Here is an 11631-nt window from a genome sequence, read left to right as displayed (position 1 = left end):
CGTCCCCGGTGGGTGTGTGGGCGGGGCGCGGGGGCGGGGGGGGGGGGGGGTGGGCGGCCTCACCCCTTTTTGGGTGGGGCGGGGGGGGGGGGGGGGGGGGGGGGGGCCACCATTGCCCCCCCCCCCACCCTGGGGGGGGGGGCCCTAAGCTTTGCAAGGGGCCGGGAGTGTTCCAAACGGCGTCGGTCGGTCCAGATGGATCGTTGACCAGTCGCCGGCATTCGGTGGGTGAACACGAAACGGCCCCGCACTTCCGAGGAGTGCGGGGCCGGTCCGGTGGAGAAGCCGATCGGCAGGCGGGCCGTGAGGGGCAGCCCGCGAGCCGATCAGCCGATCGGGGTGGCCGTGGCCATCGCGCGATCTACTTCCCAGAACGCGCGCAGAGCCAGAATCTTCCCGGAATCGTCCACCTTGTAGGTGAAAACACCTTCGGCGTCGATGCGGTGCCCGCCGATGCTGCTGCGGATCGTGCCGGTGAACGCGACCTCCGCGCCGCAGGCGAAAGAATCGCCGAACAGGAACTCGATCGAATCGGTTCCCGCGATCGCCTTGTCCCAGAAAGCCGAAATCGCCTCCGGCCCGCGGTGTCCTTTGCCCTCGGGGTCGAAACCGGAGGGTCCGATCGGATCCTCCACGATCCCGTCCGGCGCGAACAGCGCGAGCCAGGCGTCCTTGTCCCGCGCGCGGACGGCGGCCTGCGAGGCCAGACCGGCCGCGCGTGCGGGATGTTCGTCGCTGCTCATGATTTCCTCTCGACAAGCTGTGGTGTCGCCACCGGTCAGGTGATCGGGTTCCGGATGTTCTCTTCGGCGAATGTGCGCAGCGCGTCCTTCTTCGCCTCGATATCCCCGTCGAACCCGATACCGGCCGCCAGCCAGGGGATCACGATCGCGTCGGTGACACCGGCGTCGTACTGCTCCTGGTAGCCGTCGCGGCCGAACTTGTCCACGCAGACCGCCTGGATCTCGAACGGCACATCGGCGCGGTCGTATTCGGCGCGTAGTTCACCGAGCCGGGCGATGGTGGTCTGCAGATCGGCGAATTTCATCATCGCCGACGTCCAGCCGTCACCCACCCGGGCCGCGCGGCGCAGTGCCACCTCGGTATGGCCGCCGATATAGAACGGAACCGGTTCGCTCGGCGCCGGGCTCATCTGCAGTTCGTCGAAATCGAAGAACTCACCGTGGTACTCGACCATGCCGCCGGCGAGGACCTTCTTGATGACCTCGATCATCTCGTCGACCCGGGCGCCGCGGCGCGCATACGGCACCCCGCACCATTCGAATTCCTCCGGTGCCCAGCCGATTCCCACACCGAACCCGAACCGGTTACCGGACAGGTTCGCCACCGAGCCGACCTGCCGGGCCAGCAGCAGCGGATTCCGGGAACCCAGTTTGAGCACATTGGTGTAGAAGCGGAGCCGGGTGGTCACCGCGGCCATGGCGGTCGCGGCGATCAGCGGATCCACCCACGGAGTGTCCGGGCCCCAGAACCGGCTGCCGTCCGGGGTGTACGGGTACTTCGCCGCCTGCGACTTCATATAGAACAGCGAATCCGGCAGCGCGATCGAGCTGAACCCGACCTCCTCGGCCGTTCTCGCCAGTTCGGGCAGCTGTTCCAGCGGGCTCAGCGCGACCCCGAGGCTGAACTTCAGCGTCATCGGCGTTCCGACCCCACGACCCACATCGAGAAGTACTGCGAGCCACCGCCGTAGGCGTGGCCCATCGCCTTGCGGGCGTTCTCGACCTGATAGTCCCCGGCCCGGCCCATCACCTGTTTGGCGGCCTCGGCGAAGCGGATCATGCCGGAGGCGCCGATCGGGTTGGAGGAGAGCACCCCGCCCGACGGGTTCACCGGCAGCGTGCCGCCGATCTCGGTTTCCCCTTTGTCGGTGAGTTTCCAGCCGTCACCGGGGGCGGCGAAACCGAGGTTCTCCAGCCACATCGGCTCGAACCAGGAGAAGGGCACATAGATTTCGGCGGCATCGATCTCGGCGAGCGGGTCGGTGATCCCGGCCTGCGCCCAGAGCGCTTTGGCGGCTTCCTGCCCGGCCTGCGGGTTCACCTGGTCGCGGCCGGCGTAGGCCAGCGGTTCGGTGCGCATGGCGGTGGCGTGGATCCAGCCGACCTTCTTACCGGACGCCTCCATCGCGGCGGCCGATTCCTCGCCGCCGATCACCACGGCGCAGGCGCCGTCGGAGGAGGGGCAGGTTTCGTCGAACCGGATGGGGTCCCACAGCACCTGCGAGGCGAGAACCTCTTCCATGGTCTTGTCACCCTGTTTGAGATGGGCGTGCGGGTTCTTGGCTCCGTTGCGGCGATCCTTCGCGGCAACCATCGCGCCCACGTGCAGCGGCGCATTCGACCGGCGGATATACGACCGCACGTGGGGCGCGAAGTAGCCACCCGCACCCGCGCCCACCGGCATGGTGAAGGGCACCGGAATCGACAATGCCCACATGGCATTCGATTCCGACTGCTTCTCCCAGGCGATGGCGAGCACCTTCTCGTGCACACCACCCTGCACCATATTGGCGGCCACACACGCCGTGGAGCCGCCGACCGAACCGGCGGTGTGCACGCGCAGCAGCGGCTTGCCGGGCGCACCCAGCGCATCCGCCAGATACAGTTCGGGCATCATCATGCCCTCGAACATGTCCGGGGCCTTGCCGATCACGATGGCGTCGATATCGGCCATGGTCAGGTCGGCATCGGCCAATGCCCGATCGATTGCCTCCCGGCACATCCCGGCCATCGAGACATCGCTGCGTTTGGCGACGTGGTGGGTCTGTCCGGTGCCCAGCACCGCGGCGGGGAAACTCATCGGCGGGCCTCCGAATCCAGGACTGTCACAAGGTTCTGTTGCAGGGCCGGGCCGCTGGTGGCATGGGCCAGCGTGCGTTCGGCGGTGCCCGCCATGATGGGCAGGGCGGCGTAGCCGATCCGTTCCAGCCCGGTGGCGAACATGGGGTTGGCGGCCAGCGCGCCGCCGGTCGGATTGACCTTGGTCTCCGGTTTCAGCCCGAGCGCCTCGGTGAGGATGAGCTGCTGGTGGCTGAAGGGTGCGTGCAGTTCGGCGACGTCGATACCGCTGGTGTCACCGTTGGTCACCGCCTGTCCGGCGGCGGCCGCCGAGGCGGAGACGGTCAGATCGCGGGCGCCCAGCACGCTGGAATCGATCCGGTGTGCCATCCCGGTGATCCACGCCGGACGTTCGCACAGTTCGCGGGCGCGGTCGCCGGCGGCGAGCACGATCGCGGCGGCGCCGTCGGTGATGGGCGCACAGTCGTGTTCCCGCAACGGGTCGGCGACGTAGGGCGCGGCCAGCAGTTCGTCGACCGATTTACCGTCGACGGTATGGGCGGCCGAGGCCGCAGCCATATCGCGTTCGGTCCAGCGTCCGGCATCCAGCCCGGCCCGGGCCTGCAACCCGGCGACGGCCAGCGAATCCGGCCACAGCGGAGCGACCAGGTAGGGGTCGAGCTGGGTGGTGAGCACCTGGCGCAGCGTGCTCGCCGAGGATTTTCCGAAGCCGTAGACGAGAGCCGTCTCGACCTGACCGGAGCGGATTTTCACCCACGCCTCGTACAGGGCCCAGGCGGCGTCCATTTCCACATGGGACTCGTTGATCGGCGGGACGGCGCCGATCGAGTCGATCGCGGAGATGAACGAGAAGGACCGGCCGGCCAGGTAGTCCGACGATCCGGAGCACCAGAAGCCGATATCGGATTTGGTGATGCCCAGCTGGTCGTAGAGCTGCTGGAAACAGGGCACCAGCATCTCCACGCCGTTGGTGGTGCCGTAGGTCTCCGGCACATGCGGTGCGTGCGCGAAGCCGACGACGGCGATCTCGGTGGCGTTGTCGATGGAACGCTCGGTGATGGTCACGCGGGGAGCCCTCTCACAGGTGATGCTTGTAGGTGTCGTAGTCGGCATCCGGCTCGCCGGTCGGCTCGAAATGGTCGATATTGGCCATGGTGTGGCCCCATTCCTCGCGCGGCTTCCAGACCACCTTGACCCGCATACCCATCCGCACCTCACTGGCCTCGCAACCGAGAACCAGGTGCAGGAAGGGGATATCCGCGCCGTCGAGGAGCACATACGCCGCGACATACGGCGGTTTGATCCGCTGGCCCAGGAACGGCACATTCACGATGCAGAACGTGGTGACGGTGCCGGTCTCGGCGAGTTCCACCATGTCCGCGGTGGATCGTCCGTCGACCGGATCCACACCCCGCGGAGGGAAGTACACCTTGCTGTTCGCGTCGGCTCGGCCGCCGATCAGCTTGCCTTCCTTCAGGCCGCGCAGGAACTCGGTCTCCTCGGGGGAGGCGGTGTGCTTGTAGTCCATCCCGATCGGGGTGGTGATCATGGTGACCGGTTCGGCGTCCGAGGCCGGAGCCGGCTCCGCCGTCGGGGCGTCACCGGGTTCGAAGCAGACGATGTCGTGGATGGTGCCGGTGAGCTCGCCGGCCCAGCGAGCGGTCACCCGCATGCCGGTGCTGATCTGCTCCGGGCTCTGCACATCCACCGCATGCAGCAGCGCGGTATCGGCGCCGTCGAGCTGGATCAGCGCGTAGGCGAACGGGCGGTCGAAGGGCTGGCCCGGCAGCGGGTCGCGGACCCAGGTCCAGGACTTGACGGTGCCGGTGGCGGCGACCTCCACGAATTCCGACAGCGGGTCCGCGGTCACCGGGTCGAATTCGGCCGGTGGCACGAGCACCCGGCCGTCCGAACCTCGGATACCGAAGACGCGTCGTTCGCGCAGGCCGGTAAGGAACTTGCCGATGATCGGTCCCACGGAACGCGTGTAGTCGAACTCCATCCGCAGGGGCGCACTGAGCACATCGCTCGGTTTCAGTCCCGGCGGGCGTTCCTGCGTAATTACCGTGGGTGCAGTATTCCCCTGAGTCACGATATCGAGTAGAACAGGTTCTTATTCTGCTGGCAAGCAGTAGGCCGGAAAGGGGTCGGTTGTGAAGTTCGGATTGCAGCTCGGATATTGGGGCGCGGCGCCGCCGCAGCACGCCGCGGAAGTGGTGGTGGCCGCGGAGGAAGCCGGTTTCGACGCGGTGTTCGCCGCCGAATCCTGGGGTTCGGACGCCTTCACCCCGCTGGCCTGGTGGGGTTCGGCGACCGAGCGGGTGCGGCTGGGTACCTCGGTGGTGCAGTTGTCCGCGCGCACCCCCACGGCGACCGCCATGCACGCGCTGACTCTCGACCATCTCAGCGGCGGCCGGGCGATTCTCGGGCTCGGTGTCTCCGGTCCGCAGGTGGTGGAGGGCTGGTACGGGCAGCCGTTTGCCAAACCGTTGCAGCGCACCCGGGAGTACGTCGATATCGTGCGCAAGGTGCTGGCCCGCGAGGCCCCGGTAACCAACGCCGGTCCGAACTACTCGCTGCCCTACACCGGACCCGGCGCCACCGGTCTGGGAAAGCCTTTGAAGCCGATAACCCACCCGCTACGTGCGGACCTGCCGATCTGGCTCGGCGCCGAAGGGCCGAAGAATGTGGCGCTCACCGCGGAGATCGCTGACGGCTGGCTCGCGATCTACTACACGCCGAGGATGGCCGGCGTCTACAACGAATGGCTCGACGAGGGCTTCGCGCGGCCGGGTGCCCGGCGTTCGCGGGACGATTTCGAGATCGCCGCCACCGCCCAGGTGATCATCACCGACGATGTCGCCGCCGAGATCGAACGGATGCGCTGGATCACCTCGCTCTACATCGGCGGCATGGGTGCACCGGAACTCAACTTCCACGCCCAGGTGTACCGCAGGATGGGGTACGAGAAAGAGGTCGACGAGATCGGCACCTTGTTCCAGGCAGGCAAGAAAGCCGAGGCGGCCGCCGCTGTCCCCGACGAACTGGTGCTGGAGACGGCGATCATCGGCAACGAGGCGCAAGTCCGCGAGCAGATCGGCGTCTGGGAAGCGGCGGGTGTGACCATGCTGTTGGTCTCGGTGCCCGATGTGGAGCAACTGAAGCGGTTGGCGCCGCTGGTCGCCGCCGACTGAACCTGTTTCAGAAATCCGGCGGACCGACCGCCGCCGGCGACTCGCCCTGGACGCGGATGTCCGCGCCGCGTGCCGTCACGGCCGGTGCTCACCGGTCCGGTGCGAGTCGCCACAGCGCATCCATCGGGACCGCACGCAGCTTCGGTCCGAAGGACAAGGTCTGGCCGCCGGTATACAGCACGTATCCCGCGACGAACTTGTCCCCGAGTCTCTTTTCCGGATTGCGGAGGCCCGTGAGGTGCTCGGTTCGTACCGTTGCTCCTGCCTTGACCTCCACGCCGACAACACGGCCGTCTGGGGTTTCCAGGACCACATCGACTTCGACCTGGTCCTTGGTGCGGTAGTGGTACATCCGTGTTCGTTGCTCCGACCAGGACAGCTGGCGCGCCAGCTCCATCGCCCCGAAATTCTCCAGCAGCGGACCGGCGGGCCCCGCCGGGTTCGTCCATCCGTGCGGCGTCCTGTCCGAGGAAATGGGCGGCAATTCCGGAATCGACGAACGCCAATTCAGGGGTACCGATTGCCCGGAACGTGGGCCCCGATGACCACGCTGGAAGGCTCTTGGTCAGGAAAACCGATTGCAGCACTCGATATACCGCACCACTGTGCTCCGCGAAAGGTCCGATTGCCCGGCCAGCATCGCCGGGGCGAGTAGGTTGCCGACCCGGCTCGCGAGCAGCGCAAGCTTGGTAGCTACCTTCAAATAGCTATGTTAGCGTAGCTACGCTTGCGTTTCTAATAGCCCGGAAAGAGGCTCCCCGCATGACCCAACCCCAGCCCCGCACCGAAATCATGCCCATCGTGGTCGACTGGTCCACCCTGGCCGCCACCTCGCGCACCACCTTGACCACGCACCTCTGGACAGCGCCCCCACTGCAGCGCAGTTCACCGATCCATGACAAAGCGTTCGAGGCGCTGCGCGCACTCGGCGTCGACTACGCCCGGTTCCTGCCCTGGTGGTCCTCGCCGCGACTGTCGGTGCCCGAACTCGACCCGCCCCGGGACGGCAGAACGTCCTGGGATTTCGGTCGGCTCGACGAATTCGTCGACGACTTCCTGGAAGCCACCGCCGGTCGGCCGGTCGTCGCGAATTTCGCGACCATCCCCACCTGGATGTTCGAGACACCGGAACCGGTAGTCCCCGAAGAAGATCCCGCTGCGACCAACTGGGAATACGAGCAGGGCACGGAGTTCCGCGATCCCACCCTCGTGGAAGTAGCCGAGCATTTCGAGCGGATCGGCCGTTGGTACATCGACGGCGGATTCGTCGACCAGTTCGATATACGGCATGTATCCGGTCGTAACCACCGGTTCGCCTACTGGGAGGTGCTGTGCGAACCCGATATGGGCCATCAGCTCTCCCCGCAGGTCTACACCCGGCTCTACGATGCGGTTGTCGAACGCCTGCGTGCCCTCGATCCGAAGATGAAATTCATCGGACTCTCGCTCAGTCTCGTGGACCTGGACCCGGAATACTTCTGGCACTTCCTCGATCCGGCCAACCACCGCGACGGAATTCCGCTGGATGCCATTTCCTACCACTTCTACGCGGTGCCCGATATCTTGAATCCATTCGGTCTCGAAGGCAACGCGCCTTTCGACACCTGGTACGGCAAGCTCTTCGCCCAGGCCGATGGTTTTCTCCGCCAAGTGCAGCTGATCGAATCCATCAAGCAGCGGCTTTCGCCGGATACCGAAACTCATATCAACGAATTGGGCACGTTCGCACCGGATGTCATGAACCCGGCGCCCGATACACCGGCGGAGTACTGGGCGCTCAGCGGCGCGGTGGTCGCCTATCTCTGGTCTCGCCTGACGGCTCTGGGTATCGACCTCGTGGGGGTGGCCGAATTCATCGATTACCCCGGGATGAACCACGGCGTCTCGCTGCTGGACTGGGAAACGGGCGAACCCAACGCACGGTACCGAGTTCTGAAACTCCTGCTCGACAACTTCGGCCCGGGTGACACCCTGCACCCGAATGCCGCCCTGCCTCCCATGCTGGCGACCAGGCTCCACAGCCAGGCCTTCGTCTCCCCGGAGGGGCAGCGCAAGATCCTGCTCGTCAACAAGTATCCGGAAACGGTGCGTGTGCAGGTCACCGATCCGGTGCGGTATATCCACACGATCGACACAACCACCGGAGCCGGTCCGGCGATCACCCGGCCGGTGGAGGACGGAGTGGTGGAATTGGGGCCGTTCGGGACGGCAGTCGCCTTCGTGGGAGCCGGTGCGGACTAGTCTGCCCAGGACAGTCCTGTGCGATATCGGAGGGTCGGATGCCCGCAAAACCCGGCCGCCGAACCGATGCCGAAGTGGTGGCGGCCGTCCATGCGGCCGTCGTCGAGGAAGTCGTCGACGTGGGTATGGGCAAGCTGACCATGGACGGTATCGCACAGCGCGCCGGTATCGCGAAAACCTCGCTGTACCGGCGCTGGGACAATCCGCAGGCGGTGCTGCTGGACGCCGCGCGCGGCGGGTTCCCCCAGGACAACGCGGAACCTGTGCTCACCGGCGACCTGCGCCGCGACCTCATCGAGGCGCTCCGGCTGATGGTCGCCTGGATGGCCACCCCCACTGCACAGGTAACCGGCATGATCCTGACCGAGCGGGCCCGGTATCCGGAGCTGGCGGAGGCCGTGTACCGCGATGTGTTCGAGCCGAAGGGCGGGCGATTCACCACAGTGGTGCTACAGCACTTCGCCGAATCCGGCCGGATAGACCCGGCGGTGATCACCCCCGTGGTGCTCGATATCGGCGAGGCGCTCGTCCTGAAGTACTTGTTGGATGCCGGCTCTCTTCCCGGTGACAGCACGTTGGTCGATATCGTCGACCAGGTGATCCTTCCCGCGGTCGACCGTAGGGACCGACCGGCGCCGTTGCGCTGAGCGCGGGCCGGCAACCGGCACATCCGGCAAACGGTCGTTCGGCTCGAGAGCCGGTCCTGTCACGGTGTCGGCTCGCGGTCTCGCCCCAGTTCCGCGTTGCGCGTGGCCGGTAATTGTGCGCTTCCCGGCCATGTGGGGATCAGGCCGGTGTGCCCGCCGGTTCTTCGGTCCATTCCGGCGGCAGATCGAACAGCGGGAACAGCCGCTCGGTATCCAGGAAGAAATTCAGGCCGGCGATCACGCCGTCCTGCATTTCCAGCACCGTGATCGACCACGGCACCCAGCGGCCGGGCTCGCCGCTCGGCTTGTAGTGGCCGAAGGCCGGATGGCCGTTGGCCCCGGTGAGCGGTACCAGCCGGGAATTGCGGCAGGCCGCGCCGGTGCCGAGCATGAAGGCTGCCACGTTCTCCGGGCCGGAGACCCAGAGGTCGAACGGCGGCATGGACAGCGCCACATCGGTTTTCAGCAGTGTGGTGAGCGCGTCCATATCGTAGGACTCGAAGGCGGTGACGAAATCGTCGATCAGTTTGCGCTGGTCGGTATCGGATTCGTCGTAGCTGTCGGTTTCGGCCGGTTTCACCTTGCTCATCGTGGCCCGGGCCCGCTGGAGAGCGCTGTTCACCGACGCGGTGCTCATGGTGAGCGCCTCGGCGGTTTCGTTGGCCGAGAAGCGCAGCACCTCGCGCATGATCAGGATGGCGCGCTGGGTGGCGGGCAGATGCTGACAGGCGGCGACGAAGGCGAGGCGCAGACTGTCCTTGGCGCTGACGTGTTCGGCCGGATCCGATCCGAAGGCGAGCGAGTTCGGGATGGGTTCGACCCAGACGTAATCCGGTTTGGGCGGGCCGAGCGGGTGATCGGGGGTGCCGGGACTCGACAGATCCATCGGCCGGGCCCGGCGCTGTGGCCCGTCTAGCATATCCAGGCAGATATTGGTGGTGATCTTGTAGAGCCAGGAACGCAGACTGGACCGGCCCTCGAAGGAGGCGTAGGACTTCCAGGCGCGGGTGAACGCGTCCTGGACGGCATCCTCGGCCTCGAAGGACGAACCCAGCATGCGGTAGGCGTAGGCGCAGAGCTCGCGCCGATGTGATTCGAAGGATCTCAGTACGTCGGCGTCGATCGTGCCGGTCTGCTCGCTCATGGGTGTCACTCTGGCACAGGCCCCCGACATGTGAACAGGGGATGAAAAAGCCTGTTCACAGGTGCGCCACAACAGCCACGGCAGGCACAACGGCCACATGCGCGCCGCCGGTTTCCCGGCTGTCGAGTGTGGATGGCCCCGCACGGGAGCCCGCGCCGGAAAGTTTCCGGTGCCGCCGATGAGTTTCCGAAGCGGTCGCCGTCTCTACCCATGAGCCGGCGCGAGACCAGACCACCGCTTCGAAAGGACCGAAACCGTGAGCAGCAAGATGATTTTCGTGAACCTACCCGTCACCGATCTGGGGCGTTCGAAGAATTTCTACGAATCGCTGGGCTGGAAGGTGAACGACGATTTCACCGACGAGAATGCCGCCTGCATCGTGGTCGATGACAACATCTGCCTGATGCTGCTCACCCACGAGCATTTCGGGGTTTTCAGCAAGCGTCCGATCGCCGATACCAAGGCCGCTACCGGAGCCGCCTACGCCCTGTCGCTCGGCAGCGCCGACGAGGTGGACCGGCTCACCGATGCGGCCGTCGCCGCGGGCGGTACCGAAGAGGTCAACACCGATAAGCAGGCGCAAGAAGCGCAGGTCGGGATGCACGGCCGCACCTTCCTGGACCCGGACGGCCATCAGTGGGAGCCGTTCTACATGAACTACCCCGGCGCCGAGTAGCGGCGAGCACATACCGAACGCCCCGGTCGATATGTATCGACCGGGGCGTTCGGTATCACGTGGGTCTACCGGTGCTACGGCTGTGGCGTCCTGATCCGCCACGAGCCGGCCATCTTACTTTCCGCTGAAGGTGGGCTTGCGCTTCTCCTTGAAGGCCTTCGGGCCTTCCTTCGCGTCCGCGGACTGGAAGACCGCCATGCCGAGCTTGGCGTCGATCTGGAACGCCTCTTCCTCGGGCATGCATTCGGTATCGCGGATGGTCTGCAGGATCGCCTGCACCGCGAGCGGGCCGTTGGCCGCGATCAGATCGGCCAGTTCGAGGGCCTTGTCCAGCGCCTGGCCGTCCGGGACCACATGGCCGATGAGTCCGATCTCCTTGGCCTCGGCGGCGCTGAGGTGGCGACCGGTCAGCAGAATATCCGCGGCCACCGTGTACGGAACCTGGCGAACCAGCCGGACCGCGGAGCCGCCCAGCGGGAACAGGCCCCAGCGCGCCTCGGAGACACCGAACTTGGCGCTCTCGCCGGCGACCCGGATATCGGTGCCCTGCAGGATCTCGGTACCGCCGGCAATGGCAGCCCCCTCGACAGCCGCGATGAGCGGTTTGGTCAGGCGGCGGCCCTTGAGCAGTGCCTCGATCTTGGACAGATCCCAGCCGCCTCCGGCAAACGAGTCCCCGGGGTGCTGCTGGGTCATACCTTTGAGGTCGGCGCCCGCGCAGAACGCGCCGCCGGCGCCGGTCAGGATCGCGACCCGGATCTCCGGATCGTTGTCCACCTGATCCCAGGCGTCGCGCATGATCGCCATCATTTCGCCCGAGAGCGCATTGCGGGCCTCGGGGCGGTTCATGGTGACGATGAGGACGTGGCCGCGCTTCTCGACGAGGCATTGAGGCATCGTTGTTTCT

Annotated in this window: 12 protein-coding genes; 4 read left to right on the top strand and 8 right to left on the bottom strand. The window is 66.3% G+C overall.

What is annotated here, in order from left to right; all coding sequences use genetic code 11:
• Positions 1-326: 326 nt before the first annotated feature.
• Genes QH195_RS16310 through QH195_RS16290 form a run of 5 tightly spaced genes read right to left on the bottom strand, consistent with a single transcriptional unit; the run spans position 327 to position 4914 of the window.
• A complete protein-coding gene (locus QH195_RS16310; RefSeq protein ID WP_280421812.1) occupies positions 327-743 on the bottom strand; it encodes a nuclear transport factor 2 family protein in 417 nt (138 codons plus the stop codon).
• Between the two features lie 35 nt (positions 744-778).
• On the bottom strand, positions 779-1654 hold the full coding sequence (locus QH195_RS16305) for a TIGR03619 family F420-dependent LLM class oxidoreductase (protein WP_280435997.1): 876 nt from the start codon (positions 1652-1654) through the stop codon (positions 779-781).
• 2 nt (positions 1655-1656) lie between these two features.
• Positions 1657-2823, bottom strand: a complete 1167-nt coding sequence (locus QH195_RS16300; RefSeq protein WP_280421813.1) for a thiolase domain-containing protein — start codon at positions 2821-2823, stop codon at positions 1657-1659.
• A complete protein-coding gene (locus QH195_RS16295; protein ID WP_280421814.1) occupies positions 2820-3887 on the bottom strand; it encodes a thiolase domain-containing protein in 1068 nt (355 codons plus the stop codon). Before QH195_RS16295 ends, QH195_RS16300 begins: the two co-directional genes overlap by 4 nt.
• 13 nt (positions 3888-3900) lie before the next feature.
• Entirely contained in the window at positions 3901-4914 is a 1014-nt protein-coding gene (locus QH195_RS16290) for a Zn-ribbon domain-containing OB-fold protein (protein ID WP_432278269.1), read from the bottom strand.
• Between the two features lie 61 nt (positions 4915-4975).
• Between QH195_RS16290 and QH195_RS16285 the strand changes: the two genes are divergently transcribed.
• The gene (locus QH195_RS16285; RefSeq protein WP_280435994.1) at positions 4976-6016 is read left to right on the top strand and encodes an LLM class F420-dependent oxidoreductase; all 1041 of its coding nucleotides are present in this window, start codon (positions 4976-4978) and stop codon (positions 6014-6016) included.
• Between the two features lie 88 nt (positions 6017-6104).
• Here the strand turns inward: QH195_RS16285 and QH195_RS16280 are convergent, their stop codons facing one another.
• Positions 6105-6500, bottom strand: coding sequence for a DUF4143 domain-containing protein (locus tag QH195_RS16280; protein WP_280435993.1), 396 nt, complete (start codon positions 6498-6500; stop codon positions 6105-6107).
• A 278-nt stretch (positions 6501-6778) separates the two neighbouring features.
• Between QH195_RS16280 and QH195_RS16275 the strand changes: the two genes are divergently transcribed.
• Positions 6779-8257, top strand: coding sequence for a hypothetical protein (locus QH195_RS16275; protein WP_280435992.1), 1479 nt, complete (start codon positions 6779-6781; stop codon positions 8255-8257).
• Positions 8258-8295: 38 nt separating this feature from the next.
• Positions 8296-8904 (top strand): TetR/AcrR family transcriptional regulator, encoded by a 609-nt coding sequence (locus QH195_RS16270; protein WP_280435991.1) that lies wholly within the window; start codon positions 8296-8298, stop codon positions 8902-8904.
• A gap of 139 nt (positions 8905-9043) precedes the next feature.
• Here QH195_RS16270 and QH195_RS16265 read toward each other — a convergent pair whose 3' ends face one another.
• The gene (locus QH195_RS16265; protein WP_280421818.1) at positions 9044-10048 is read right to left on the bottom strand and encodes a sigma-70 family RNA polymerase sigma factor; all 1005 of its coding nucleotides are present in this window, start codon (positions 10046-10048) and stop codon (positions 9044-9046) included.
• A gap of 256 nt (positions 10049-10304) precedes the next feature.
• On the opposite strand from QH195_RS16265, the gene QH195_RS16260 reads away from it, so the two are divergent.
• Positions 10305-10724, top strand: coding sequence for a VOC family protein (locus QH195_RS16260; RefSeq protein WP_280421819.1), 420 nt, complete (start codon positions 10305-10307; stop codon positions 10722-10724).
• Between the two features lie 114 nt (positions 10725-10838).
• Here the strand turns inward: QH195_RS16260 and QH195_RS16255 are convergent, their stop codons facing one another.
• Entirely contained in the window at positions 10839-11621 is a 783-nt protein-coding gene (locus tag QH195_RS16255; protein WP_280420917.1) for a crotonase/enoyl-CoA hydratase family protein, read from the bottom strand.
• Positions 11622-11631: the final 10 nt, after the last annotated feature.

It is taken from the genome of Nocardia carnea, assembly GCF_029868855.1.
In the GTDB taxonomy this organism is placed as follows: Bacteria; Actinomycetota; Actinomycetes; order Mycobacteriales; family Mycobacteriaceae; genus Nocardia; species Nocardia carnea_A.
This window is presented reverse-complemented; position numbering and strand designations above follow the sequence as displayed.

What these genes read in the sequence shown, in the direction of transcription:
- QH195_RS16270 (WP_280435991.1), top strand. Translation starts at nt 8,296, where the DNA reads ATGCCCGCAAAACCCGGCCGCCGAACCGATGCCGAAGTGGTGGCGGCC.
- QH195_RS16255 (WP_280420917.1), bottom strand. Translation starts at nt 11,621, where the DNA reads ATGCCTCAATGCCTCGTCGAGAAGCGCGGCCACGTCCTCATCGTCACC.
- QH195_RS16300 (WP_280421813.1), bottom strand. Translation starts at nt 2,823, where the DNA reads ATGAGTTTCCCCGCCGCGGTGCTGGGCACCGGACAGACCCACCACGTC.
- QH195_RS16310 (WP_280421812.1), bottom strand. Translation starts at nt 743, where the DNA reads ATGAGCAGCGACGAACATCCCGCACGCGCGGCCGGTCTGGCCTCGCAG.
- QH195_RS16265 (WP_280421818.1), bottom strand. Translation starts at nt 10,048, where the DNA reads ATGAGCGAGCAGACCGGCACGATCGACGCCGACGTACTGAGATCCTTC.
- QH195_RS16275 (WP_280435992.1), top strand. Translation starts at nt 6,779, where the DNA reads ATGACCCAACCCCAGCCCCGCACCGAAATCATGCCCATCGTGGTCGAC.